The sequence below is a fragment of the Pseudomonas sp. HN8-3 genome, from assembly GCF_020790195.1.
GTDB classification, from domain to species: domain Bacteria; phylum Pseudomonadota; class Gammaproteobacteria; order Pseudomonadales; family Pseudomonadaceae; genus Aquipseudomonas; species Aquipseudomonas synxantha_A.
Genome location: NZ_CP086206.1, coordinates 4,602,116 through 4,628,233, shown reverse-complemented (window position 1 = coordinate 4,628,233; position 26,118 = coordinate 4,602,116). Strand labels below are relative to the sequence as shown.

Annotated in this window: 25 protein-coding genes and 2 pseudogenes; 20 read left to right on the top strand and 7 right to left on the bottom strand. The window is 57.6% G+C overall.

All coding sequences use genetic code 11. The features are described from left to right. Positions 1–48: 48 nt before the first annotated feature. Genes zwf through LJX92_RS20570 form a run of 3 tightly spaced genes read left to right on the top strand, consistent with a single transcriptional unit; the run spans position 49 to position 2,898 of the window. Entirely contained in the window at positions 49–1,515 is a 1,467-nt protein-coding gene (gene zwf / locus LJX92_RS20580) for a glucose-6-phosphate dehydrogenase (protein ID WP_032879759.1), read from the top strand. Next, positions 1,502–2,215 carry a 6-phosphogluconolactonase gene (gene pgl, locus LJX92_RS20575; protein WP_216092013.1) on the top strand — a complete coding sequence of 238 codons (714 nt, stop codon included), beginning with the start codon at positions 1,502–1,504 and terminating at the stop codon, positions 2,213–2,215. The genes zwf and pgl overlap by 14 nt, the downstream gene beginning before the upstream one ends. A gap of 17 nt (positions 2,216–2,232) precedes the next feature. Next, on the top strand, positions 2,233–2,898 hold the full coding sequence (locus tag LJX92_RS20570; RefSeq protein WP_032803689.1) for a bifunctional 4-hydroxy-2-oxoglutarate aldolase/2-dehydro-3-deoxy-phosphogluconate aldolase: 666 nt from the start codon (positions 2,233–2,235) through the stop codon (positions 2,896–2,898). 202 nt (positions 2,899–3,100) lie between these two features. Here the strand turns inward: LJX92_RS20570 and LJX92_RS20565 are convergent, their stop codons facing one another. Together LJX92_RS20565 and LJX92_RS20560 are read right to left on the bottom strand one after the other, a co-directional pair. Further along, complete coding sequence (locus tag LJX92_RS20565; RefSeq protein WP_032879761.1) at positions 3,101–4,276, bottom strand: aminotransferase class V-fold PLP-dependent enzyme; 1,176 nt, start codon at positions 4,274–4,276, stop codon at positions 3,101–3,103. 10 nt (positions 4,277–4,286) lie between these two features. Further along, positions 4,287–4,523, bottom strand: a complete 237-nt coding sequence (locus tag LJX92_RS20560; RefSeq protein WP_005790761.1) for a DUF3820 family protein — start codon at positions 4,521–4,523, stop codon at positions 4,287–4,289. Between the two features lie 204 nt (positions 4,524–4,727). Here LJX92_RS20560 and LJX92_RS20555 point away from each other — a divergent pair, with 204 nt between their 5' ends. Beyond that, positions 4,728–5,195: a ferritin-like domain-containing protein gene (locus LJX92_RS20555; protein ID WP_003175720.1), complete on the top strand. Its 468-nt coding sequence runs from the start codon at positions 4,728–4,730 to the stop codon at positions 5,193–5,195. 143 nt (positions 5,196–5,338) lie between these two features. On the opposite strand, the gene LJX92_RS20550 is transcribed toward LJX92_RS20555, so the two are convergent. After that, entirely contained in the window at positions 5,339–5,809 is a 471-nt protein-coding gene (locus tag LJX92_RS20550; protein WP_003193747.1) for a MaoC family dehydratase, read from the bottom strand. A 56-nt stretch (positions 5,810–5,865) separates the two neighbouring features. Beyond that, entirely contained in the window at positions 5,866–6,810 is a 945-nt protein-coding gene (locus tag LJX92_RS20545; RefSeq protein ID WP_228308889.1) for an alpha/beta hydrolase, read from the bottom strand. 210 nt (positions 6,811–7,020) lie between these two features. On the opposite strand from LJX92_RS20545, the gene fadD2 reads away from it, so the two are divergent. From fadD2 to LJX92_RS20510, 7 genes are all read left to right on the top strand, one after another. Continuing rightward, entirely contained in the window at positions 7,021–8,709 is a 1,689-nt protein-coding gene (gene fadD2, locus LJX92_RS20540) for a long-chain-fatty-acid--CoA ligase FadD2 (protein ID WP_032879763.1), read from the top strand. Between the two features lie 381 nt (positions 8,710–9,090). Beyond that, positions 9,091–10,782: a long-chain-fatty-acid--CoA ligase FadD1 gene (gene fadD1, locus LJX92_RS20535; protein WP_228308888.1), complete on the top strand. Its 1,692-nt coding sequence runs from the start codon at positions 9,091–9,093 to the stop codon at positions 10,780–10,782. 172 nt (positions 10,783–10,954) lie between these two features. Then, entirely contained in the window at positions 10,955–11,743 is a 789-nt protein-coding gene (locus tag LJX92_RS20530; protein WP_228308887.1) for an SDR family oxidoreductase, read from the top strand. 299 nt (positions 11,744–12,042) lie between these two features. After that, a complete protein-coding gene (gene aroA / locus LJX92_RS20525) occupies positions 12,043–13,395 on the top strand; it encodes a 3-phosphoshikimate 1-carboxyvinyltransferase (RefSeq protein ID WP_032879766.1) in 1,353 nt (450 codons plus the stop codon). A gap of 64 nt (positions 13,396–13,459) precedes the next feature. Further along, positions 13,460–14,239: a phytanoyl-CoA dioxygenase family protein gene (locus tag LJX92_RS20520; protein ID WP_148852596.1), complete on the top strand. Its 780-nt coding sequence runs from the start codon at positions 13,460–13,462 to the stop codon at positions 14,237–14,239. Between the two features lie 14 nt (positions 14,240–14,253). Then, the gene (locus tag LJX92_RS20515; protein WP_078822152.1) at positions 14,254–15,984 is read left to right on the top strand and encodes a thiamine pyrophosphate-binding protein; all 1,731 of its coding nucleotides are present in this window, start codon (positions 14,254–14,256) and stop codon (positions 15,982–15,984) included. A gap of 10 nt (positions 15,985–15,994) precedes the next feature. After that, positions 15,995–17,182, top strand: a complete 1,188-nt coding sequence (locus tag LJX92_RS20510; RefSeq protein ID WP_148852594.1) for a multidrug effflux MFS transporter — start codon at positions 15,995–15,997, stop codon at positions 17,180–17,182. A 61-nt stretch (positions 17,183–17,243) separates the two neighbouring features. Here LJX92_RS20510 and LJX92_RS20505 read toward each other — a convergent pair whose 3' ends face one another. Then, positions 17,244–17,621: a hypothetical protein gene (locus LJX92_RS20505; protein WP_005790741.1), complete on the bottom strand. Its 378-nt coding sequence runs from the start codon at positions 17,619–17,621 to the stop codon at positions 17,244–17,246. Between the two features lie 197 nt (positions 17,622–17,818). Here LJX92_RS20505 and LJX92_RS20500 point away from each other — a divergent pair, with 197 nt between their 5' ends. The 3 genes from LJX92_RS20500 to def all read left to right on the top strand — a co-directional run bounded on the left by LJX92_RS20500 (position 17,819) and on the right by def (position 19,676). Further along, the gene (locus LJX92_RS20500) at positions 17,819–18,004 is read left to right on the top strand and encodes a CsbD family protein (protein WP_032879770.1); all 186 of its coding nucleotides are present in this window, start codon (positions 17,819–17,821) and stop codon (positions 18,002–18,004) included. Between the two features lie 179 nt (positions 18,005–18,183). Further along, positions 18,184–19,140: a YihY/virulence factor BrkB family protein gene (locus tag LJX92_RS20495; RefSeq protein WP_223017842.1), complete on the top strand. Its 957-nt coding sequence runs from the start codon at positions 18,184–18,186 to the stop codon at positions 19,138–19,140. After that, positions 19,137–19,676, top strand: coding sequence for a peptide deformylase (gene def / locus LJX92_RS20490; RefSeq protein WP_005790734.1), 540 nt, complete (start codon positions 19,137–19,139; stop codon positions 19,674–19,676). The genes LJX92_RS20495 and def overlap by 4 nt, the downstream gene beginning before the upstream one ends. 130 nt (positions 19,677–19,806) lie before the next feature. Here the strand turns inward: def and LJX92_RS20485 are convergent, their stop codons facing one another. Continuing rightward, the gene (locus LJX92_RS20485; protein WP_103734756.1) at positions 19,807–20,220 is read right to left on the bottom strand and encodes a GNAT family N-acetyltransferase; all 414 of its coding nucleotides are present in this window, start codon (positions 20,218–20,220) and stop codon (positions 19,807–19,809) included. Positions 20,221–20,520: 300 nt separating this feature from the next. Between LJX92_RS20485 and LJX92_RS20480 the strand changes: the two genes are divergently transcribed. The 6 genes and pseudogenes from LJX92_RS20480 (at position 20,521) to LJX92_RS27140 (ending at position 25,429) form a co-directional block, all read left to right on the top strand. Continuing rightward, a complete protein-coding gene (locus LJX92_RS20480; protein ID WP_228308886.1) occupies positions 20,521–21,450 on the top strand; it encodes a fatty acid desaturase in 930 nt (309 codons plus the stop codon). Between the two features lie 9 nt (positions 21,451–21,459). After that, on the top strand, positions 21,460–22,251 hold the full coding sequence (locus tag LJX92_RS20475; RefSeq protein WP_228308885.1) for a phosphate/phosphite/phosphonate ABC transporter substrate-binding protein: 792 nt from the start codon (positions 21,460–21,462) through the stop codon (positions 22,249–22,251). A 108-nt stretch (positions 22,252–22,359) separates the two neighbouring features. Beyond that, a complete protein-coding gene (locus tag LJX92_RS20470; RefSeq protein ID WP_032879778.1) occupies positions 22,360–22,869 on the top strand; it encodes a sigma-70 family RNA polymerase sigma factor in 510 nt (169 codons plus the stop codon). A gap of 62 nt (positions 22,870–22,931) precedes the next feature. After that, the gene (locus LJX92_RS20465; protein ID WP_216092006.1) at positions 22,932–23,873 is read left to right on the top strand and encodes an aliphatic sulfonate ABC transporter substrate-binding protein; all 942 of its coding nucleotides are present in this window, start codon (positions 22,932–22,934) and stop codon (positions 23,871–23,873) included. A 191-nt stretch (positions 23,874–24,064) separates the two neighbouring features. Continuing rightward, positions 24,065–24,838 (top strand): annotated as a pseudogene (locus tag LJX92_RS27145) (PAS domain-containing protein); the annotation flags it as partial. Positions 24,839–24,856: 18 nt separating this feature from the next. Further along, positions 24,857–25,429, top strand: a pseudogene (locus tag LJX92_RS27140) (methyl-accepting chemotaxis protein). Positions 25,430–25,575: 146 nt separating this feature from the next. On the opposite strand, the gene LJX92_RS20455 reads toward LJX92_RS27140, so the two are convergent. Then, complete coding sequence (locus tag LJX92_RS20455) at positions 25,576–26,073, bottom strand: hypothetical protein (RefSeq protein WP_148852589.1); 498 nt, start codon at positions 26,071–26,073, stop codon at positions 25,576–25,578. Positions 26,074–26,118 lie beyond the last annotated feature (45 nt).

Here is a 26,118-nt window from a genome sequence, read left to right as displayed (position 1 = left end):
CCTTGAAAAAAGGTATTTGTAGCTTAACTTGATAAAAGAACAAACATCATGCCTTCGATAACCGTAGAACCCTGCACCTTTGCCCTGTTTGGCGCCTTGGGTGATCTGGCGCTGCGCAAGTTATTTCCTGCCCTCTATCAACTCGATGGCGCCGGGCTGCTGCACGACGATACACGCATCCTGGCCCTGGCCCGTGAAGCCGGCAGCGAGCAGCAACACCTGGCCCATATCGAAAAAGAATTGCGTAAATACGTCGGCAAGGAACTCGACGAGGCCGTGGCCGCGCGCTTCCTTGCGCGCCTGGCCTACGTGCATGTCGACTTCATGAAGGCTGACGACTACGTCGCCCTTGCCGAGAAGGTCGGCGGCGAACAACGCCTGATCGCCTACTTCGCTACCCCCGCGGCGGTGTACGGGGCTATCTGCGAGAACCTGTCCAAGGTGGGCCTGGCGGAAAACACCCGCGTGGTCCTGGAAAAGCCCATCGGTTCTGACCTGGAATCCTCGCGCAAGGTCAACGATGCGGTGGCGCAGTTTTTCCCGGAAAACCGCACCTACCGTATCGACCACTATCTGGGCAAAGAAACCGTCCAGAACCTGATCGCCCTGCGTTTCGCCAACAGTTTGTTCGAAACCCAGTGGAACCAGAACTACATTTCCCACGTGGAAATCACCGTGGCCGAGCAGGTCGGCATCGAAGGCCGTTGGGGCTACTTCGACAAGGCCGGCCAGCTGCGTGACATGATCCAGAACCACCTGCTGCAGTTGCTGTGCCTGATCGCCATGGACCCGCCGGCCGACCTGTCCGCCGACAGTATCCGCGACGAGAAGGTCAAGGTGCTCAAGGCCCTGGCGCCGATCAGCCCCGAGGGCCTGACCACCCAGGTGGTACGCGGCCAATACATTGCCGGCTACAGTGCGGGCAAAGCCGTGCCGGGTTATCTGGAAGAAGACAATTCCAACACCCAGAGCGACACCGAAACCTTCGTCGCCCTGCGTGCCGATATTCGCAACTGGCGTTGGGCCGGGGTGCCGTTCTACCTGCGTACTGGCAAACGTATGCCGCAAAAGCTGTCGCAGATTGTCATCCATTTCAAGGAACCGTCCCACTACATCTTCGCCCCCGAGCAGCGCCTGCAGATCAGCAACAAGCTGATCATTCGCCTGCAACCGGACGAAGGTATTTCCTTGCGCGTGATGACCAAAGAGCAGGGCCTGGACAAGGGCATGCAACTGCGCAGCGGGCCACTGCAACTGAATTTTTCCGACACCTATCGCAGCGCACGCATCCCGGATGCCTACGAGCGGTTGTTGCTGGAAGTGATGCGCGGCAATCAGAACCTGTTTGTTCGCAAAGATGAAATCGAAGCTGCGTGGAAGTGGTGTGACCAGTTGATCGCCGGCTGGAAAAAGTCCGGTGATGCACCCAAGCCGTATGCGGCGGGGTCCTGGGGGCCGATGAGCTCGATTGCACTGATTACGCGGGATGGGAGGTCGTGGTATGGCGATATCTGAATTGAAACTGCCTCAGGGCGTTACTGCCCATGAGTACCGTACGCCCACGCTGCTGGCCGATGGCCTGGCCCATGACGTGGCCGAACAACTGCGCGCTGCCATCAGCGCCCGTGGCGAGGCGACGCTGGTGGTGTCCGGTGGACGCAGCCCCGTGGCGTTTTTCCAGAACCTGGCCAAGCAGGGGCTGGACTGGTCCAGGGTCACTGTCACCCTGGCCGATGAACGCTGGGTACCGGTCGAACACGCCGACAGCAATGCCGGCCTGTTGAAGCAGCACCTGCTGCAAGGCCCGGCAGCCGCGGCCAGGTTCCTCAGTCTGTACAGTGCCGCCGCCAACCTTGAAGACGCTGCCGAGCAGGCCGATCGCCTGCTGGCCGAACTGCCCGGCATTGATGTGCTGGTGCTGGGCATGGGCGATGACGGCCACACCGCCTCGCTGTTCCCCAACAGCCCCAACCTGTCTGACGCACTGAAGGCCGACGGTACTCGCCGTTGCTGGCCGATGCTGGCGCCAACCGTGCCGCACCAGCGCCTGACCATGAGTCGTGCGCTGCTGGCGACGGCCAACTACACCGTGCTGTCGATTTCCGGCAGTTCGAAATTGACCACCTTGAGCGCCGCGCTGGCCAGCGACGATGTTGCTGCCATGCCGATTCGCGCGTTTTTGCAACCTACTCTAGAGATTTACTGGTGCCCATGAGCCAAGGATCAGCCGCTATGAAAAGCCCTCAACCGACCGTGTCCATGGCGGATAAAGTTGCCTTGATCGACAGCCTCTGCGCCAAGGCGCGGATCCTGCCGGTGATCACCATCGCCCGCGAGCAGGACATCCTGCCGTTGGCCGACGCCCTGGCAGCCGGCGGTTTGACCGCGTTGGAGGTGACCCTGCGTTCCGAGTTCGGCCTCAAGGCCATTCAGGTCTTGCGCGAGCAACGTCCTGAACTGTGCACCGGTGCCGGTACCGTGCTTGATCGTCACATGCTCGAAGCGGCCGAAGTGGCAGGTTCGCAATTTATCGTTACCCCTGGCATTACCCGCGACCTGCTGGAAGCCTCGGTACACAGCCCGATCCCGCTGCTGCCGGGCATCAGCAATGCCTCCGGTATCATGGAAGGCTACGGCCTGGGTTACCGCCGCTTCAAGTTGTTCCCGGCCGAAGTCAGCGGCGGCGTCGCGGCCATCAAGGCCCTGGGCGGCCCGTTTGGCGAAGTGAAATTCTGCCCGACCGGCGGCGTTGGCCCGGCCAATATCAAAAGCTACATGGCGTTGAAAAACGTGATGTGCGTGGGCGGTAGCTGGATGCTTGATCCTGAGTGGGTCAGGAACGGCGACTGGGCACGCATTCAGGAAGTTACCGCACAGGCGCTGGCGCTGCTGGACTGAGCGGATTTACAGAATCGTTGTTGCTGTGCTTAACGGCATTTTTGCGGTGCACTTGGTCGGTGTGCCGCTTTTTTTTGTCTGCAGAAACCTCAAGAACACCGATGTTCAACTGTGGGAGCTGGCTTGCCTGCGATAGCGGTGGGTCAGCTGACATCTCTTGCGCTGATACACCGCCATCGCAGGCAAGCCAGCTCCCACATGTTTAATCTGTGCTCAACTGGTTAATGGCGTTGACTAGCACGTCGATGTCCGCTGCCGATGTCACCAACCCTGGTGTCACCCGAATACAGGTGCCAAACGACGCACCCACACGCGTGGTGGTAAACAAGTCGTAGTCCCTGAGCATACGATCCACCATCACCTGCTGATCCCGCCCGAGGAACTTGAACGCGGTGATCCCGCAATACAGCCGCGGATCATCCGAGGTCAGCACTTCAATACCCGGCAAGGGGCGCACCTGGTTTACCCACAGATCCCGCAGGTAATTGACCCGCGCACCCTTGGCCGCGGCGCCACCCAATTGCCGATGTTCTTCAAACACCAACGGCAAGGTCATCAGCGCGGGAAAGTTCGGTGTGCTGTAGGACGTACGAGCGCGCACATCCGTGGCCGGGTAGTGAAACTCGCCCATGTCCGGGTCGATATCGGCTAGGCGCTCGGGGGCGATATATAAAAAGCCCAGGGTCAGCGGTGCACCCATCCATTTGTGCAGGTTGAACCCCGCGAATTGGATGCCTAGTTCAGCCAGGTTGAACTCGAACTGGCCCAGGGCGTGGGCGCCGTCGAGGATCACGTCGATATGCTGTTCGCGTGCGGCCTTGGCAATGGCCGCAACGGGCATCACCAGGCCGGTGCGGTGAGTGACATGCGTCAGGGCCATCAGTTTAAGACGCGGATACTGCGCGAACGCCTTGTTATACGTCTGCACCAGGCTGTCGAAACTGGCCGGGTGGGTGTGTGACACCTCGATCACCTCCACGCCGCGAACATCGGCAAGCCAGCGCATGGCGCCCTTGACCGTGTCGTACTCCAAATCGCTGATCAGCACCTGGTCGCCGGGTTGCAGGCGGTTGTAGTTGCGGATCAGCGACTGTAAGGCTTCGGTAGCGTTGCGCGTGAAGGCGATCGACTCGGGGTCGACGTCAATCAATGCCGCCAGCGTGCGGCGAATCTCGACGTTTTCACCTTGCTCGAAACGTTGGCGCACATGCACCGAGTTGCTGCGGTTGATAAAGCTGATGTGCTCAAGGTATTGCGCCTGCACTGCACGGCTCATACGCCCGAAGTAGCCGTTTTCCAGGTTGATCGGCCCGGGTTGCAGGTCATAGCACTGGGCGATGGTGTGCCAGTGGCGTTCGTTGTCGGCATTCCTTGGCATGGCGAGTCTCTTAATGGCGGGGGGCGGGTTTGCCGTGTTTGGCACGCAGTGGTTCGAGCAGTTCGGCCAGGCCGTTGTGGTCGATTTCCTGCATCAAGGCCAGCAGACCGCCCAATTCGCCGTGGGGGAAACCTTCACGGGCAAACCAGTTCAGGTAGGGGCCAGGCAGGTCGGCGATGATCCGGCCCTTGTATTTGCCGAAGGGCATTTCGCGGGTGATCAGCAGTTCGAGTTTTTCAGGATTCATAAGCTTCGCGGGATTGAGGCGAGGTCTTCGAAAATACAGGCATTCTGCATGAAGGCCAAATGACAGATCATGCAAATAACGCACATACAGATGGTTCAATATTTCATAAGTTATTGAAATTAAAGGATAAGTTAATTCTTAAAAACCTGGCACGGGCGCTGCAATAACCAAGACACCCTTCTAACCCGTACAAGGAATTGAAAAATGACTGACATCAATAAAGAATCGATCTCCGTACTGAACGACCTGATCGAAACCAGCATCGACGGCCAAAAGGGTTTCAAGGAATGCGCTGAAGATATCAAGCATCCGGAACTCAAGGCTCTGTTTGCCAAGCGCTCTGCTGATTGCGCCACTGCCGCCGCTGAATTGAAAACCGCCGTGCGTGCCCTGGGTGGCGATCCGGAAGATTCCGGCAGCGTAGCGGGTGCTCTGCACCGTGGCTGGGTCGACGTGAAGTCGATGGTCACTGGCAAGGATGAAGAAGCGGTACTGAACGAAGCCGAGCGCGGTGAAGACCACGCACTGAAGGCTTACCGTGAAGCGATCGAGAAGATCAACAAGCACAACCTGCTGGGCATTCGTGACCTGGTGGAGCGTCAGTACCACGGCGTACAGCGCAACCACGACCAGGTAAAAGCCCTGCGTAACCAGGCTCGTGCTCAGTCGTAAGACCTGCACTGTAGCAACTGTGGGAGGGGGCTTGCTCCCGATGGCGGTGAATCAGTCGACCTATTCAGTGACTGACTCACCGCCATCGGGGGCAAGCCCCCTCCCACATTTGTATTGTGTAAATGCAGAGATTGCAGTCAGCCTCAGCCAATACTGATCGGCGGCAACTCGGTCAACGTCACCACCTGCTGCTTGCGCGGCGCCAGAATCTCTGCCTCGCCATCTACCACCAACTCATCACGCTGGTTGAATACGCGTGTAGCGATGCGTACGCGAAACTTCGGCAGTTTTTCAAGGATTTCCAAACGCACGGTAAGGGTATCGCCAATCTTGACCGGCTTCTGGAAGGTCATTTGCTGGCCGATGTAGATAGTGCCCGGCCCAGGCAGCTCGCAGGCTACGGCCGCACTGATCAGCGCACCGCTGAACATGCCGTGGGCAATGCGCTCCTTGAACATGGTTGCCTTGGCGTATTCGGCATCCAGGTGCACCGGGTTGTGGTCGCCGGACATGGCGGCAAACAACTGGATATCACGCTCTTCGACGGTCTTGCTGAAGCTGGCGGTCTGGCCCACTTCGAGCGCCTCGTACGGGGTGTTGGTTACCTGGGTCATCTAAAGGTGCATCCTGTGGCTTATCGGTAATTAATCGGCTGATTTTAAAGCAAAAACTATTCGCAGCGGGCTGGCCTGCGCAACGTCAGCGCCTGTTCCAGCCAGCTCAGAAGGTCGGCGGTGACTTCATCACGGTTGGTTTCGTTGAATACTTCATGCCGCGCCTGCGGGTAGAGGTTCAATTGTATGTTCTGGCAGCCGGCCTCACGCAGGGCATGGGCCAGGTCCTTGAGACGCTTGCCTTCACTTACCGGATCACATTCGCCGCCCATCACCAGGATCGGCAAGCCCGGGTCGATCTGCGCGAGATTGGACGCTTTGCTGATTTGCTGCAAGCCGCCCAGCAGGTCGACCCATAACTGGTTGGTGCAGCGAAAACCGCAGAGCGGGTCGTTGATGTACTTGTCGACTTCGTCCGGGTCGCGGCTCAGCCAGTCGCAGGCGGTGCGATTGGGTTTGAACGCTTTGTTGAACGAGCCGAATGACAGGAACTCGATCAACGCACTGCGGCCGCGCAACCCCTGGCGCATGCGTTCGATACGTGCGATCAGGCGTGCCGCGCTATACAACGCTACCGGCTGGAAATTCGAACCGCTGAGAATCGCGCCATGCAGGCTGGCGCTGTGGTGCAGCAAATAGCCCTGGGCGATGTAGCTGCCCATGCTGTGGCCGAGCAAAATAATCGGCAGGCCCGGTTTTTGCTGGCCGATATGCTGGTTGAGGCTGGCCAGGTCGCCGACCACTTTGTTCCAGCCATCCTTTTCAGCGTACAGCCCCAGGGTGCCCTCATCGGCAGTACGCCCATGACCGCGCTGGTCCAGCGCATACACCCCGTAGCCGGCGCTGCACAAGGCGTCGGCCAGGCGAGCATAACGACCACTGTGTTCGGCCATGCCGTGGGAGAGCATCACCACCGCCTTGGGCGGGGTGTCTGGCAGCCATTGATTGACGTACAGGCGGCTGTGGTCATTCGCGGTCAGCCAGAAGGTGCTGTGGGTCATGGCGGCTTCCTTTGCTCAGGGTCGTTGCAGTGTATAGCTCATTCGCAGAGTTGCGGGGTATCTGCCTACACGTTAGACGCAAGATTCATACAATCAATGACACGATTTAGCGTATTTGCCTGTTTGCTCATAGCTGCTAACGTCCCCAAAGCTCCGCTTTTTATAAACGCTTAAAGCGGCCGGACATACTCAGGTAAGAGGACAAGAATAATGCAACCTGATTTCTGGAATGACAAACGCGCAGCGGGCGTTCCCAATGACATCGACCTCACAACCTACAAGTCGGTGATCGAAGTTTTCGAGCGTTCCTGCAAGACCTTTGCCGACCGTCCGGCGTTCAGCAACATGGGCATTACCCTGACCTACGCCGAGCTTGAACGCCAGAGTGCGGCGTTCGCCGGTTACCTTCAACAGCACACCGACCTCAAGCCTGGCGAGCGCATCGCGGTGCAAATGCCTAATGTGCTGCATTATCCGGTTGCGGTATTCGGCGCATTGCGCGCCGGGCTGATCGTGGTCAATACCAACCCGCTGTACACCCCCCGCGAGATGCGCCACCAGTTCAAGGACGCAGGTGTGCGGGCGCTGGTGTACCTCAACCTGTTCGGTTCGCGGGTGCAGGAGGTCTGCACCGACACCGAGATCGACTACTTGATCGAAGCCAGGATGGGCGACTTCATGCCCGCCGCCAAAGGCTGGCTGGTCAACACCGTGGTCGACAAGGTGAAGAAGATGGTCCCGGCCTACCACCTGCCACGGGCTGTGTCGTTCAAGCGTGCGTTGCGCATGGGCGCGGGCCTTGGGGTGACGCGCCATCCGGTAACCCTGGACGATATTGCCGTGCTGCAATACACCGGCGGCACCACCGGCCTGGCCAAGGGCGCGATGCTCACCCATGGCAACCTGGTGGCGAACATGCAGCAGGTGCGGGCGTGCATGTCGCAACTGGGTGAAGACGGCCACCCGCTGATCAAGGAAGGGCAGGAGGTCATGATCGCACCGCTGCCGCTGTACCATATCTATGCATTCACGGCGAACTGCATGTGCATGATGGTGTCCGGCAACCACAACGTGCTGATCACCAACCCACGGGACATTGGCGGCTTTATCAAGGAGCTCAAGCAGTGGCGCTTCACCGGGCTGCTGGGGCTCAACACCCTGTTTGTGGCGTTGATGGATCACCCGGATTTCAAGAGCCTGGATTTCTCCCATCTCAAGATCACCAACTCCGGCGGCACAGCTCTGGTCAAGGCCACGGCGGAACGGTGGAAGGCGCTGACCGGTTGCTCCATCGGCGAAGGCTACGGCCTCACCGAAACTTCACCGGTGGCCAGCACCAACCCGTACGGCGGCCTGTCGCGCCTGGGGACCGTGGGCATTCCGGTGCCGGGCACCGCCATGAAAGTGGTTGATGATCAAGGGCACGAACTGCCGTTGGGTGAGCGCGGCGAGTTATGCATCCAGGGCCCGCAGGTGATGAAGGGGTACTGGCAGCAACCCCAGGCCACCGCCGAAACCCTGGACGCTGAAGGCTGGCTCAAGACCGGTGACATTGCCGTGATCGACACCGACGGCTATGTCAGCATTGTTGATCGCAAGAAAGACCTGATTATCGTCTCCGGCTTCAATGTCTATCCCAACGAAATCGAAGATGTGGTGATGGCCCACCCGGCCGTAGCCAGCTGCGCGGTGATCGGCGTGCCGGACGAGCGCACGGGGGAGGCGGTGAAGCTGTTCGTGGTAGCGCGGGCCCAAGGGGTGAGCCTTGAGGAGCTGAAGGCGTACTGCAAGGCCAACTTCACGGGGTACAAGGTGCCCAAGCACATTGTGCTGAGGGAGTCTTTGCCGATGACGCCGGTGGGGAAAATTCTGCGGCGCGAGCTTCGCGACATCGCCTGAATTGAAATAGGGTCAAAATGTGGGAGGGGGCTTGCTCCCGATAGCAGTGTGTCAGTCAACAGAGTCTTTGGCTGATCCACCGCTATCGGGAGCAAGCCCCCTCCCACATTTGTTATCCGTCGCCCAGGAAAGCCCATTCCAGAGCGTATTTCATTGATATAGAATTTTTGCTCTAAAAGTGACCATTGGATATTCTTGAGTCATGTTTATGACTGTAGGGCCCTCTTTTGGCTCTAGGCGGCCCTCGGCAAAGCTGCTACTCTCGGCGCGCTTTGTGACGTCTCGGCCTGCTTGAAAGCGCCAGATTCACCTAAAAACATACACCAATAATAATCGCATCAAATGCGATGATGAATTCGCGTCGCTGAGGAGTGGGCTTCCATGAATGAAGACTTTTGGAAGGATAAGTACCCCGCCGGGATTGCTGCACAGATCAATCCAGACGAGTATCCGAATATTCAGGCGGTACTGAAGCAGTCCTGCCAGCGCTTCGCCAACAAACCGGCTTTCAGCAACCTGGGCAAGACCATCACCTACGGTGAACTCTACGAATTGTCCGGGGCATTTGCCGCGTATCTGCAACAGCATACCGACTTGAAGCCTGGCGATCGAATCGCCGTGCAACTGCCCAACGTCCTGCAATACCCGGTCGCCGTGTTCGGCGCCATTCGTGCCGGCCTGATCGTGGTCAACACCAACCCGCTGTACACCGCGCGGGAAATGGAACATCAATTCAATGATTCCGGGGCCAAGGCCCTGGTTTGCCTGGCCAACATGGCGCACCTGGCTGAAAAAGTCGTGCCCAAGACCGCCGTCAAGCATGTGATCGTCACTGAAGTCGCCGACCTGCTGTCGCCGTTCAAGCGCCTGCTGATCAACAGCGTGATCAAGTACGTGAAGAAGATGGTCCCGGCCTATCACTTGCCCCAGGCCATCACGTTCAATAACGTGCTTGCCAAGGGCCATGGCCAGCCGGTGAATGATGTCAGCCCGGCCAGCAGCGATGTGGCGGTGTTGCAATATACCGGCGGTACCACCGGTGTGGCCAAGGGCGCGATGCTGACCCACCGCAACCTCGTCGCCAACATGCTGCAATGCAAGGCGTTGATGGGGTCCAACCTCAACGAAGGCTGCGAGATCCTGATCACACCGCTGCCGCTGTACCACATCTATGCCTTCACCTTTCACTGCATGGCGATGATGCTGATCGGCAACCACAACATCCTGATCAGCAACCCGCGTGACCTGCCGGCGATGGTCAAGGAACTGTCGAAGTGGAAGTTCAGCGGGTTCGTCGGCTTGAATACCCTGTTCGTGGCGCTGTGCAACAACGAAGCCTTCCGCAAACTCGATTTCTCCGCGCTCAAAGTCACCCTGTCGGGCGGCATGGCCCTGCAATTGGCGGCCGCCGAGCGTTGGAAGGCCGTGACCGGCTGTGGTATCTGCGAAGGCTACGGCATGACCGAAACCAGCCCGGTGGCCACGGTGAACCCGATCCAGCATATCCAGATCGGCACCATTGGCATTCCGGTACCGTCCACAGTGTGTAAAGTCATCGCCGACGACGGTACCGAGTTGGCGCTGGGTGAAACCGGCGAGCTGTGCGTCAAGGGCCCGCAAGTCATGAAGGGCTACTGGCAGCGCGAAGACGCCACCGCCGAGATGCTCGACAGCGAAGGTTGGCTGAAAACCGGTGACATCGCGATCATCCAGCCAGACGGCTATATGCGCATTGTCGACCGCAAGAAAGACATGATTCTGGTCTCCGGCTTCAACGTCTACCCCAACGAACTGGAAGACGTACTGGCAGGCCTGCCGGGCGTGTTGCAGTGCGCAGCCATCGGTGTGCCGGACGAGAAGTCCGGAGAGCACATCAAGATCTTCATCGTGGTCAAGCCAGGCGCCACCCTCACCAAGGACCAGGTGATGGAGCACATGCGCGCCAACGTCACCGGCTACAAGGTGCCCAAGGCTGTTGAGTTCCGTGATACGTTGCCTACAACTAACGTCGGCAAGATTCTGCGGCGTGAATTGCGTGATGAAGAACTGAAAAAGCTGGGTGTGAAGAAATAGCCCGGTAAAGCGTGAATTGAAAAGTACCCCTCGCTGAGGGGTATTTTTTTGCCTCTGGCGCGGCGTAATGCCCGGCTTGTCACTCCACGGGCTTGTGTGATATCGACTAATAACGACGCACGCTCGCTAAATACGCGACGCTTGCAAGTTGACGGCTGATCGAGGAGTGATGATGGACTTAGGGATTAGAGGTAAATGGGCTGTCGTCTGCGCTGCCAGTAAAGGGTTGGGTTATAGCTGTGCCCAGGCGCTTGCGGACGAGGGGGTAAACATCGTGATTAACGCACGGGGCGTGCCTGACTTAGAGGCTGCCGAACAGCGTTTGAAACTCAGAAACCCTGAGGGAGAAGTCATCACGGTGGTAGGTGATATTACTGACCCTTCGATTCGCCAGGCATTGGTCGATGCTGCCCCGCAAGTTGATATATTGATCAATAATGCCGGGGGGCCCAAGCCTGGGAACTTTCGTGAGTGGACCGATCAAGAGTGGCGTGCAGCGATTGATACCAATATGTTGGCACCTATCGAACTCATCAAGTCAGTGATCGATTCCATGGCAGGTCGAGGCTTCGGCCGGATAATCAATATAACTTCCGGCGCGGTTAAAGCGCCCCTGGATGCATTGGGGCTTTCAACCTCAGTCCGATGTGGGCTTACCGGTTTTGTGGCGGGCTTGGCGCGTCAGAAAGACTTCGCGTCGAGAAACACCACGATCAATAATATTCTCCCCGGTGCGTTCAAAACCGAGCGATTGGAAAATACCTTTCAAGTGGCGGCAGAGCGTTCAGGAAAAACAGTGAACGCTATGGCTGAAAGTCGACTGGCAACCATTCCGGCGGGGCGCTTTGGTGACCCGGCTGAGTTCGCTGCATTGTGCGCTTTTTTATGCAGTCATCAGGCTGCCTATGTGACCGGTCAGAACATCCTTATCGATGGCGGCGCCTACCCGGGTATCTTCTAATGGATAGCCAAAGATGTCGTTGTGCCATATGAAATAGTAGAGTTTTTAAAATTTAAACCGCCAGCGATGGCGGTTTTTTTATGGGTTTTGCTTTTTCTTGTGTGCCGTAACGGACTGAAGTAAAACGAAAAAATTCAATGAGTCATAGATTGGATCCAATCTTATTCCATTTTGTTATTTGAAACGCGTTAAACCCTAGGATAGGTTTTTAGTGGTTGTAACAAGATATTTCTGTCGCGTCGGTGAGCGTAATGCCCGCTCGCCGATCACATTGGATCTACTGTCTTAGGGAGCAATGCATGTCGACCCAAAAACGCTTGAAAGTCTTTCCTACCTCATCGATCGGCACTATCGCCACCATCCCGTCCTCAAAACCTGAAACACAACGGGCAATTATTGCCGCCAGCCTCGCCTCGGGAACTTCTTATATTTACAACGACCTTCGTTGCCTTGAAACCGAAACAATGAAAAAGGCATGTCGTAGTATTGGTGCAATTATTGAGGAGCAACCAGGCAGATTAGTGGTAACTGGCACAGGCGGCTTGATCAAGCCCGAAAAGAAGGTGATCGACGCTCTAGGCTCCGGGTTGGTATTTCGAGTGTTTGCTGCGTTGACGTGCTTTACAACGACGCCGGCGGTTATTACCGGTGATGAAGTTCTGCGGGGGCGTGTCATGGAGCCTTTGTTTGTCGCCCTGGAAGGGCTGGGGGCCCATATTTCATGCATCAACCACAGTGGCAAGGCCCCGATTGTGAACTGGGGGGGTTATAAAGGGGGAGAGTGTACGATTGAGGGCAATATCAGCTCGCAATTCATCACTGCGATTCTGTTCTGCGCCCCCCTCGCCAAACAACCTACGGTGGTGAATATCCGCGGTGAAATTCTGTCGCTTTCGTATATCAAGCAGACTTTGGAAACCCTCAGCACCGCGGGGATCAGCTATGAGGTGAACGCTGACTATTCACAAATTACGGTGTATCCCGGCCACTATCGCAGCGCGAACTATACGATCGTCGGTGACTACACCTCATCGTCCTATTTGATCGCGGCCGGCATCATCTTTCCGGGCGAGTTGACGCTCAAGAACATGAACAGCAAGAGTTTGCAGGGCGAGCGTGCGATTCTCAAAGTGGCCGAGGCGCTGGGCGTCAATGTTGAGTTCAATGACGCTGCCAATGAAGTACGCATTGTTAATAAGTTGGCTGAGTTAAAAGGCAAGTATCATTTCGATGCGAGTGATTACCCCAATATTGTGCCGACACTGGCGGCGATCGGTGCTTATGTGCAGGGTGAGTTCAAAGTGACCGGCGGCTCCATTACGCGCTTGCACAAGTCGCCACGCATTGAGGCGATGGTGACCGAGCTGGTGAAAATGGGTGTGGACATACAGCCGTTGTTTAAAAACGGCGTCTACGATGGCTTCGTTATTCGTGGTGAACCGAGTTACGCCGGTGATGCAGTGTTGTCAGCCTGGGGTGACCATCGAATTTTCATGTCATTGTTTGTGGCTTCCTTGCGGTGCCAGCAGCTTAATGAGTTGGATGGTTATCAGGACGTTCATTGTTCCTTTCCGGATTTCTTCCAGGAGTTTGAACGTCTGGGCGTGTCGTTTGAAGAAAGCTCGACAGCTGCCAAGCATGTTGAAGTCTGACTTTTTATCTTTGAATTAAAGGGAGGGTGGCCTGGGTCACCCTCTATATAACGGATTATAGATCATGAACTTTCGAGAAAAGCTTGAGCGGGATGGGTACGTCGTTATTCCAGGAGTACTCTGCAGCGAGCAGGTGGAAAAGTTGCGTAAAACGTATGTCCATAGTTTGGCAGAGACCGAGCAGAGCACGCTGTTGCCAACGGCGTTTCTGCAATTTAGTGATATGGTCAATGCACTGCTCCATCCTGGTGCTATTCAGGCGATAAAGGATATTTTTCAGTCGGATTTTTCGCTGTTACCGAATTTTACGGTGCGCGAGAGCGTTTATATACCATGGCACAATGATGCGTACTTTCTTCCCGACGAAGTGATTTCGCCTAGCGCATTTCCCGAATTCTTACAGTGTGCTTATTATCTTCAAGATAATGATCCTGTGTCGGGCGGCGGCATCACCTTACTGCCGGGATCGCACAAGCTCAGTAAAGATGAAGTCAAGATCAGGCTCGCCGAACCGGTAAAATTCGAGCGCACGATCATGAGTAAGGCCGGCGATCTGGTTATTTGGGATAATCGAGTAACTCATCGCAGCAGTGCGCCGGATCAGACGCCTGTGGAAACAAAGCTGGCCATTCAATGGACTGTTTCTGCTTCGACCAAACATAACGCATCCTACATTACCTACCTGCGTGCCCGGGCTGAGCGCAGCCTGCATGTTTCGGACTATTTGCCCAACAGCCCCAAGCCATATTTTGCCGATATGCCCAATGTGCGCTACCCCTCTTCTTTTTCACAAGATGCCGTGTTGAAGATGAAGGGCGAGAACATCACATTTATCGAGATCTGAACAGGGGATTTGCAATGGAATTGCAAAGTACTGGCGAAACCGGTGCACATTACATTCTTCGCCAACTTCAGTCTTTGGGGGTTACGCACTTCTTCATGGTGCCTGGCAAGTTGATCAATGCGTTTATGCGTTGTTATCCCAGTGATGGCTCTACAACGCTTGACATTGAACCGGTGGTTACAGCGTGTGAAACAGGCGCGTCCTATATGGCCGAAGGCTATGCGCGTGCCAGTGAAACATTCGGGGTGTGCCTGGTGATAGGCGGGCCCGGTGTTACCAACGCGCTGACCGGGATCGCTTCCGCTTACACGGACCACCAGTCGGTCTTGCTCTTGTCGGGCCAGATTGCGTCATCGCTGGAAATGCAAAACGTGCTGCAGGACGGGAGCCAAACCGGCGTGAATCTGTGTGATGTATTCAAACCCATCACCCGCAGTGCCCTCGAGGTCAAGGCAGGGCAACCCTTGTCGGCGTTTTTGCGCGAATCGGTGCGGTTGTTGAAAGGCCTGGAAAAAGGCCCGACCTACTTGGCCGTCAGCAAGGAAGCACTGTACGAGAAATCCACGAGCCGCGCCGATATCGCCGCCAACGTACTGGAGTCGTGGAGCAACCAAGCGCTTGCCGTTGAAAAGATCAAAAGCGCGGCGATCAAGGCCGTGTTCAAGCGCTCGACCAATCTCGTCATTCTCGCGGGGCTACGTTGCAAAAACTCCAAGGTTGGCGCTGCGCTCCTGGCATTTTCCGAGCGCTTTTCGATTCCGGTCGCGACCACCTTGAGCGCCAAAGGGCTGTTCCCGGAGGACCATCCCAACGCTTTGGGCGTTTACGGTTATTCGGGAAACAAGCGCGCTATCGAGGCGTTCAAGGGCGGTGTGGACGGTGTGATTCTCCTTGGGCTCGATACCACTCAATGGAGCACCATGCTCTGGTCCCATGAGCTAAGGCCTCAATTTGGCGCGATCCAGGTGGATGAGAACCCAGATTATCTGGGACGGTATCTTGATATTGATCACGGTGTGGTGGCGACGGGGGAGGGTTTCCTGAGGCTGGTCAGCGAGGTTCACGCACAAGAGCTGGAGGCCAGCCAGGAGAGTCGCTCCAGATGGTCGAATGATCTTCAACGGGTGCCGCTGCATTACCCGGTCGATGCCAAAGCTACGGGCAATCTTGCCGACCATCCCGCCGCCTATATCCCGGTGCTGCAAGCGTTTTTCCCCAGTGATGGCGTGGTGTGTGTCGATTCGGGCTCCCATCGATCCTTCTTCGGCCACTACTGGACCGCGCGGGGGGCGGCGGCCTATTTATCGGCAACCACATTAGGCCCGATGGGCTGGAGTATCCCGGCAGGCATCGGTGCAAGTTTCGCCCGCCCCGATGGCAAAACCATGGTGATTACCGGTGATGGCTGCATGCTGATGCAGGGCCTTGAGCTATCGACCGCCGCGAAACATGGGTTGAATATCGTCTTCGTCGTTTTCAATAACCGGTCCTATTCGGCAAGTTACTTCAATAACAAAGACAACTTAGCCGCGCTGACGCAAATTCCCGATTACAACTGGTGCCTGTTTGCCCAGAGCCTGGGCGTGAGCGCGACGTGCGTGGACTCCCCACAGGCCTTGCAAGATTGTATTGAAAGCATCATGAGCACCGCCGCACCTCATCTGATTGAAATCAAATGCGACGGGCGACATACCACGCCCAATAGCGAATACGGCACACGCTTGAAAGACCATCCATTACTGTAAGGAGCCTGTCGTGAATTCTAGAATGGTGATCACCAACTCCTGCCTGATCCTGGTATTGGGGTTGTTTTCCATTGACTTGTACAACCCCGCCTTGCCGGAGATTGCACGGGTATTTTCGGTAACTGACGCGCAGTCCCAAAACCTGGTGGTCTTCTATCTGGCAGGCTTTGCACTGTCCCAGTTGGTGTATGGGCCGATCTCCGATAGAAAAGGGCGGGTACCGGTGATTATGGTCTCCCTTGCCCTCGGCGCCTTGGGCAATTACCTGACGTCGACGGCGGACAGTATTCAGGCGCTCTATCTGTTTCGTTTGTTAACAGGTATCGGTGCTGGCGGTTGCCCCGTGATAAGCCGGGCAATATTGAGCGATACGTTCAAAGATAAAACCGAGTTGTCCAAATCGCTGACGGTGTTCTCCATGGCGTCCCAGGTCTCGCCTGCGCTTGCGCCGGTGCTGGGTGGTTTTATTACTGCTGCACTTCCTTGGCAATATAATTTCTACGCACTGACCCTGATCACGCTGCTCGGCGCCGTATTTATCAAGGCCACACTGGTTGAAACAGCTCCGCTGCAGGGCGTGCCTTCCAAACGGCTTGAGGGTTTCAAAGTACTGCTGCGCGACTTCAACTTCATGGTTTACAGCCTGGTCTCTGCGGTACTGTTTGCGATCACCATCGGCTACTTCACCGCGAGCCCATTCATCTATCAATTGCAGTTCCATCTGCAGAGCCAGGAAAACGGCCTGCTGTTCGTTGGCTACTCTGCGGGTATCGTCTTGGGTTCTTACCTGACCAAGCGGTTTTTGAATCGTTACTCGCCTGAGCGCATCCTGATGACGTCCCTGGTGGCGCTGACGGTGTTGGCGGCGCTCGCTCCGCTGGTTCTCCAGGCATTCAAGCTGGTCACGGCCCCGGCGTTGGTGGCGTATGGCTTTTTGGTCGCTCTCGGCTGTGGCCTGTCCTCACCCTTGTTGTTGGGGATCAGTCTGCATGGCCAGGCAAAACATGCCGGTACCGGGAGTGCGCTGCAAGGCGCGATCAAGATGGCGGGCGCGGCAGTGGCGCTGTTCTTTTTCTCTGAGGGGCACACCAGCACCGCCATGGGGCTGATGATGGGGATTCTGGTCATGTCGCTGTTTTGCCTGTTTGCCATCGCCCTGGCTCAGCGTATTGCCGGTCGGTCAGTGGCAACCGCCTGAAAGTGCGCGAGAGCGTGACTGCTGGCACAGCAGTCACGCTCTCGCCGGTTAGGGGCGATGGTTACAGAGTGAACTGGGCAAAGCTCACGCCGGCACCCGCCGGGCGTACATCCTTGAGGAACGAGTCCTTGTCGGCGCTCAGTTCCAGGGTTATCTCCGGCTTGCGCTTGCCCGCATTGCGTACCACCAACCCTTCCAGCTTTTCGCGCAGAAACACAGTCGGCACCTTCAGGTGCAACAACTGGTCCGTCTCGGCGTTATGCATCAGCAGATGGATCCACTCGTACTGGCCCACGGCAATCCGCGCAACGGGCAGGTCGAACCACCAGATGTTGCGCTTGTGGTCCAGGTCGGTGAAATGGCAGTTGTTGACGCCGAGTACGGCACCGCCCAGTTCCTGGTTTCTGCGGGCGATAGCCTGTGCTTTATTGAGTTTCATAACCTTCCTACGGGATCTGTTATTCAGCGTTGCAGCCTGAATGTGCCGGGCATTCTCGTGGGTTGGCCGCAAAACATAAAGCCAAACCTGCGGCAGGCGATAAAATGCCTCGCGAAAATAATTGAAACTCTGCCGAAGCGCCCTGGGTCAACCTCTACGTAATGACCAAAACCCTCGATTGTTCCAGGAGAAATACCATGAGCAGCACATCGGATAAGGCAAAAGGTTTGGCGAACGAAGCGGTCGGCAACATCAAGCAGGGTGTCGGCAAAGTCACAGACAACGACAAGCTGCGTGCTGAAGGCGTGATCCAAGAGAAAAAAGGTGAAGCGCAGCAAGCAGTCGGGAAAACCAAGGACGCGGTGAAAAAAGCCACCGAATAAGGCGTTCTCCTGGGTTTGCCCAGCAGTATGGCGGCCATCCACGGATGGCCGTTTTTGTGTGAACTGTTGCAACTAAATTTTGGAAATTGTTTCAAAGTCGCCAAATGGGCTACTTTGATGTAGAAAACGGCCCCTGAGTCGCCCACGAACTCAACCTCTTTGCGGCGAAAGGAGACGCTATGATTTTTCCGGTACTCGATGGTCTCAAGCTGCACAAGGTGCTGATACGCACCGTCAAGGAATTCGTCGATGACGAGATGCCTACCTACGCTTCGGCACTGGCTTACCAGATGCTGTTCTCCTTGTTTCCCTTCCTGCTTTTCCTGATTGCCCTGATCGGTTTCCTGCATCTGCCGGACTTCTTCACCTGGCTGCGCCTGCAGTCGGAGCTGGTGTTGCCGCCCCAGGCGCTGGAGCAGGTCAACCCGGTCATCGACCAGTTGCAACAGTCCAAGGGCGGCCTGCTTTCGGTTGGTATCGTCATCGCGCTGTGGACCGCCTCTGCGGGCGTACGCCTGATGATGAGTGCGATGAACGCGGCCTATGACGTCGTCGAAGGCCGGCCGATCTGGAAGCGCTTCCCCCTGTCGATTTTCTACACCGTCGGCATTGCCGGCATGTTGCTGGCCGCCGCTGCGCTGATGGTGCTTGGCCCGCAGGTCATGGAGTGGCTGGCCGGGCAGATCGGCATGCAGGAGTTCGTCGTCACCCTGTGGACCATCCTGCGCTGGCCATTGATCGTGATCCTGCTGATGTTCGCCGTGGCACTCATGTATTACGTGATGCCGGACGTCGAGCAGAAATTCCGCTTCATTACCCCAGGCTCGGTGTTGGCCGTGGTGGTGTGGATCGTGGCTTCCCTGGGCTTTGGTTATTACGTCAAGACCTTCGCCGACTACAACGCCATGTATGGCAGCATCGGCGCGATCATTGTCCTGCTCCTGTACTTCTATATTTCCTCCGCCGTGTTACTGCTGGGTGCGGAGATGAATGCCGTGATCGAACACATGTCGGCCGAAGGCAAGGACCCAGGTGAAAAGGAGTTTGACGAACCCGGTCACACCGATGAAAAACAGCACGTCTCGGGCCTAGGCCGGGACCACTCCAAGCCCACTCCTGAAGAAGTGCCGCGATGATCCGTGAAATCCTGAAAATGGGCGACGAACGCCTGCTGCGTATCGCCCCACCGGTACCGCCGGAAATGTTCGACAGCCCCGAGTTGTGGCAACTGATCGACGACATGTTCCAGACCATGGAACACGTGGGCGGTGTTGGCCTGGCTGCACCGCAGATTGGTGTCGACCTGCAACTGGTGATTTTTGGTTTCGAGGCCAGCGAACGCTACCCGGAGGCGCCGCCTGTACCGCAGACCATCCTGATCAACCCGCTTATCACGCCCCTGAGCCCGGTGCTGGAAGAGGGCTTCGAAGGCTGCCTGTCGGTGCCGGGTTTGCGCGGCGCCGTGAACCGTTATCAGCAGATTCGCTACGAAGGTTTCGACCCCAAGGGCGAGCCGATTGTGCGTTTTGCCGACGGCTTTCATGCACGGGTGGTGCAGCATGAATGCGACCACTTGATCGGTCGGCTGTACCCGTCGCGGATCACTGATTTCAGCAAGTTCGGGTTTATCGAAGTGATGTTTCCGGAATTGGATCCGACAGCTGACGAATAAACACCAGGCTACCTGAGGTCCCAATGTGGGAGGGGGCTTGCTCCCGATAGCGGTGGACCGGTCGACATTTCAGCGACGGACACTCCGCCATCGGGAGCAAGCCCCCTCCCACATTTTTATCCGGCATCATTCAGGTGATTGAGAACCCCATCGCAATCATCGGCTTGTTCCGTTTGTAGCGCACCAACCGCTCGCTGAGGGACTGCGGCAGCAGCGTGTCCTGACTGAACCCCATACGCTGATACAACCCCTCCAGATCCGGATGGCACAGCAGCCACACCGTACCCTCCACTGCGGCTACCGCCTGCTCAATCAAGCGTGCCGCCAACCCCTGGCCGCGATAGGCCGGATCGACAAACACCCCCGTCAGCCACTGCCCACCCACCACCGGGCTCAAGCACAACCCAGCCACGATCTCGCCGTCGCGAGCTACCCACAAACGGCCGCCCTTGAGGGCCTTCATCGAAGAGTTGTGGCTGCGGTAAAACTTGTTCAACAGTGGCCACAGAGGCTCTGCCAGCGGTTCGATGTGCAGTTCGGGCATGGTCTTTGGGCCAGCGGGGTCAGGGCCGGGGATTATAAGCGCCTTCTGCCGGGCAATAGGTGGTATACCCAGTGCTACATCCCCTTAAGTTGAGCATGCATCATGGCCAAAGGTATGGATTCAAAGAAAGCCGCGAAGAAAAAACCGGCAAAGACCGCCGATGAAAAGCGTGCGGACAAGAAAGCCAAGAAGTCCGAGACTGGGCTGTTCGGTCACTGAGTTACAAGCTTAGAACCAAAGGATCTGCAAGATTGGCGCGTCTCGCGGCACAGAGTAGGAAACACCTGCTCTGAGCTGCCGATGGCCAACTACCTTGACCTGAGCCACCGCCGGGAAATTCAAGCCCTGGCTGCAAGTTTTACCGCGAAGACCGAATGGCCGACCTGGCTGCTGTTGCTCGGCGTGTATGCCGGCTGGTTCGGTGTGTTGCTTGCCAGCCACTGGCTGGGCCTGTGGTGCAGCACCTTGTTGCTGATCCCGTTGGTGACCCTCTGGCTGTCGCTGCAACACGAGTTGCTGCACGGCCATCCCACCCGTTTGCCGTTGGTGAACAAACTGCTCGGTTACGCGCCGTTTGCCGTGTGGTACCCCTACACCCTGTATCGCGACAGCCACCTGTTGCATCATCACGACGAAGACCTGACCCTGCCCGGCATCGACCCGGAAAGCCGCTACCTTAACCAACAGCAGTGGGACGCCAGCTCGCGCTTGCAACGCAGCGTGCATTGGCTGACCAAGACCGTATTCGGTCGCTTGCTGCTGGCGGCACCCCTGGCCATCAGCCGCTTACTGCGCGATCAATGGCAACGCCTGCCAGAGGTTTGGCCGATGTGGCTGGCCCACGGCGCCGTGACCCTGTTGATGCTGGGTTTTATCGCCCATTACAGTGCCTTGCCGGTGTGGCATTACCTGCTGCTGGTGAGCGTGCCGGCCTTGTCCTTGGCGTCGATCCGTTCCTACTATGAACATCGCCCGCATCCGCGGCCGGAACAGCGCACGGTGCTCAACGAAGCGTACTGGCCCTGGCGCTGGCTGTTCCTCAACAACAACCTGCACCTGGTGCACCACGACCTGCCGAAACTACCCTGGTACCTGCTACCTACGGTATATCGCGCCCGTCGCGAACAGTGGCTCGCGCGCAGCGGTGGGTTCCTGGTGAAGGGCTACGGCCAGTTGATCAGCCGCCACGGCCTCAAGGCCATCGACAGCCCCCGGCACCCTTTTGCCTGAGAGATGCCCATGAGTGAGCGCTATGCCGAGTTGCGCATGTATGTCGCCCCGGAGCCCATCGAGCAAGCCAATCAACAGTGGCTTGCGCGCATCCTTGAGCGCTTGGGCCTGCATCGGCGTAACGCCGACCACCTCGACTTGCCCGGCCTGTGGCTGGCGCCAGAATTGCTCGTCACCCAAACCTGCGGCTACCCGCTGATGACCCAACTGCGTGGCCAGGTTCGCGTCGTCGGTCGCCCCCGCTACGAGCTGCCCCATAGCAGCAATGGCGAACACTGCAGCCTGTTGCTGAGCCGCGTTGACAACCCACGTACTATCCTGGCGCAGTTCTACAACAGCCGCGGGGTGATCAACGGCCACGACTCCAACAGTGGCATGAACCTACTGCGCCACTGCCTGGCACCGTTGCAGCGCGACGGGCGTTTCTTCGCCAGCGTCGCCGTCAGCGGTGCCCACCGTGAGAGCCTGCGCTGGCTGCGTGAAGATCGCGCGGACCTCGCTGCCATCGACAGCGTGACCTACGACTACCTGGCGCGTTTCGTGCCCGAAGAGGTCGCGGGTTTGCGCATGGTTACCCGCAGCGCGCCGAGCCCGACCTTGCCCTATATCGGCCCGCCGGGCTTGAGCGATGTGCAGCTGAAGCAGGTCCGCGAAGCGATGAACCTGGCGTTGCAAGACCTGCCGCAGGTGGTGCAAACCCTTGGTGTGCAAGCCGTGCTCCCCGCTAGCGAAGACGACTATCAGGTGCTGTTGGATTACCAACGGCAAGCCGCCAGCCTTGGCTATACGGATATTCAATAAAGCTATATAAAAATGCATTTTAAATATTATTAAAGAATAAGAGGCCTTGCTAGGATCGCTCTACCGGAACACCGGACATAACGCGCACCCTACTCGACAGGAGCCACTATGTCCGGCGCCGACACCTCTCACCCCGCCTACGTGGGCGCACTGTTCCGCAGCCATTACGCCTGGTTGTGCAGCCGCTTGTATCGTCAACTCGATTCCCGTGCACACGCCGAAGACATCGCCGCCGACACCTTTGTCCAGCTCCTGAGCGCACTCGACGTCGCCCCGATCCGTCAGCCTCGCGCCTTGCTCACCACCATTGCCCAGCGCCTGATGTATCAGCTGTGGCGGCGACGTGACCTGGAGCGCGCCTATCTCGACGCCCTGGATAACGATGAAGCCTTTAGCGTGCCGTCCCCCGAAAACCTGGCCCAGACGTGCGAGGCGCTGCAGGCCGTCGACCAGTGGCTCGACGGCCTGCCGGCCAAGGTCAGGGCGACGTTCCTGTTGTCCCGACTCAATGGCCTGACGTACCCCGCGATCGCGGCCGAACTAGGAGTTTCCCAGCGCTCGGTCAGTGATTACATGGCCCGCGCCCTTAACGGCCGCCTGCGGTTGTGCCTGGAATGAACACCACGCCTGACTCACTGCGCACGGCCAATCCGCTCACGATCACGACCATGAGGCAACCCATGAAAAAACTGAAAAAACTACTAGGGGGTTCGCTGCTGGCGCTCACCGTCCTGGCCCAGCCTGCGCTCGCCGCCGAACCTCCCACCCTGCGCATCGGCTACCAGAAAAGCTCGGTGAGTATGGTGCTCGCCCGTGAGCACAAGCTCTTCGAAGCTGCGCTGCCCGGCACCCAGGTGCAATGGACCGAATTCCTCGGCGGCCCGCCGCTGATCGAGGCACTCAACGCCGGCAGCCTGGACATCGGCAATATCGGCGACATCCCGCCGATCTTTGCCCAGGCGGCCGGCATCGACTTGCAGTACTTTGCCGTCGAGCCCAACGACGGCAAGACCGAAGCCGTGCTGGTGCCCAAGGCCAGCACCGTGCAGAACGTCGCGGAGCTCAAGGGCAAGCGCGTGGCGTTGCTCAAGGGCTCCAGTGCACACAACCTGTTCCTCAAGAGCCTGCTGCGCGCCGGTTTGCAATGGAAGGACGTGAACGTGGTGTACCTGTCGCCTTCTGACGGCCGTGCGGCCTTCGAACAAGGCAAGGTCGATGCCTGGGTGGTCTGGGACCCGTACTACTCGGCCGCCGTAGTCGACGGCTCTGCTCGCGTGCTGGGTGATGGCCAGGGCCTTAACCCTGCCGGCAGTTTTTTTGTGGTCAACGGCCCGTTCGCCCAGCAACATCCCCAGGCCATCGCCACCATTATCCAGACCCTCGGCAAGGCGCAGCGACTATCACTCGACCAACCCGATGAAAGCATCGCATTGATGGCCGGCACCCTTGGCCTGCCACCGGCGGTGGTCAAAAGCTACTTCGAGCATCGCTCGCCCGCGCCGATCCGTCCGTTGCAGGCGATCGACGTCGCCAATCAGCAGCGCACGGCGGACCTGTTTTTTGCCAACGGCCTGATCCCTAGAAAGGTCGACGTGCAGCAGATTGTCTTCAAGCCCGAATAAGCCCCTCTCATCGATTGAGCGCATTTCAGAACATGGGGTGCGCGCCGCCAGCGCCCGGTTGGCAATGCTGGCTGATTAGTGGCCTTGCATAGCGCCAACCCCTGTCTATGCTCACCCAGGACCGTTAATGATGCTTGGCCTATAAAGCGTTTTGAATGGTTATTTCCCCGTGAAGGTTTACCAACACAAGAATGGAATGCGCCGTTCAGGCGCCGGGACTCAAGGGTGATCTGACCATGTTCAACCGCCATCACAAATCCGACCTGCAAGAAATCCAGCGTTTTTCCTGTGCCCTCACCGAAGCCAATGCCAAGCTCGCAGCCATCAGCCGTTCCATGGCGATGATCGAGTTTGATCGCACAGGCGTGATCCTCGAAGCCAACGAAAATTTCTGCAAGAGCATGGGTTACAGCGTCGATGAGATCCGCGGTAAACATCACCGCATTTTCTGCGATGAGGCCTACACCCACACCGACGAATACAGCAAGTTGTGGCGTGACCTGGCGCGGGGCGAGGCGCTCAGTGGCACCTTCATGCGTTTGAACAAGCGCGGTGAAGAGGTATGGCTTGAAGCCAGCTACATGCCGGTGCTGGACAGCGACAACCAGGTACGCAGTGTGATCAAAGTGGCGTCGGATATTTCTGCACGGGTGCACCATGAACACGAAAACCAGAGCCTGATCGACGCCATTGGCCGTTCCATGGCGGTAATCGAGTTCACGCCCCAGGGCCAGATCCTGAATGCCAACGACAATTTCCTGCGCACCGTGCAGTACTCACGGGAGGAAATCATCGGCCAGCACCACAGCATGTTCTGTCATCGCAGTGAAGTGGAGTCGCCGGCCTACAAGGCATTCTGGGCCTCCCTCAATCGCGGCGAATACCACTCCCATCGCTTCGAGCGTAAAAACAAATACGGCAAGACCTTGTTTCTGGAGGCGTCCTACAACCCGATCTTCGATACCAATGGGCGCCTGTACAAAGTGGTGAAATTTGCCAGCGACATCACCGACCAGGTCACCACCCTGCGCACCGCCGCTGATTCGGCCCACGCCACCTCCGTACAAAACGACGCCTGCGCCCGCAAGGGCTCGCAGGTGGTGCAGCAAACGGTACAGATCATCGAGGCCATCTCCAGCGACTTGAACCAGGCTGCCCACAGCATCGATGCGGTCAACAAACAGTCCGACATCATCGGCGCCATCGTGCAGACCATCCGCAGCATTGCCGAACAAACCAATATGCTGGCGCTCAACGCCGCGATTGAAGCGGCGCGAGCCGGTTAGCATGGACGTGGGTTCGCAGTGGTGGCCGATGAAGTGCGCAGCCTCGCGGCCCGCACCAGCCAGGCGACGGTGGAGATAGTGGATGTGGTGCGCAAGAACCACGACCTGTCATTGAGTGCGGTGACGAGCATGCAGTCGAGCTTGAGCCGCACGGGGCTTGGGGTGGAACTGGCCAACGAAGCGGGGCAGGTGATTCTTGAAATTCAGGAAGGCTCGCGGCATGTGGTGGATGCAATCAGTCAGTTCAATTCGACGCTGCAACTGCAATAGTCGAAAACTCTGCTGATCCCATGTCAAAGGAGATCCAAATGTGGGAGGGGGCTTGCCCCCGATGACGGAGTGTCAGTCACTGCATTGGGTGACTGACCCAATGCCATCAGGGGCAAGCCCCTTCCCACATTGGTCTACTGTGCAGCTTAGATAGCAGCCAGGGTCTCTTTCACCGTCTGCGCCTGTGGGTCAACCGTCTTTGCTGCTACCTGCTGCTGTTGCTGCTGCTGAAGCCGCTCGGACACTTGCTTGGCAAAGGCGTTTTGCTCTTCCACCGGCAGGGCGTTCAGTTCTTCCAACGTCAGGCCCCGTTCCTTGAGCAACTGGTCGCGGATGCGCTCGGCCGGGGTCTTGGTCATGTAATCGGTGAACTCACTGCGTGCTGAACCGGCGACGCTGGTCGCTGGCACATTGCTGTTCGACGCTGTGGCCTGCAACTGCACGCGAGTCTTGGCGAACGCCTCATCAATTCGATCGCCGGCCTTATCCAATGCCTTCTGCGCGACCGGTACCGTAACGTTCTGCTGCGCGGTCTGCAGGGCGCCGCTGTATAGCGCGCTGGCGGCGGCGTTGGCGGGGTCCATGTCGGGTCGCTTGATCTGTTGGACGGTCGACATGGCTTGGGTATTGTTGTTAACCAGCATGATCGGTCACCTGTGCAAATGGTCGGTGCCACAGCTGGAGCAAAT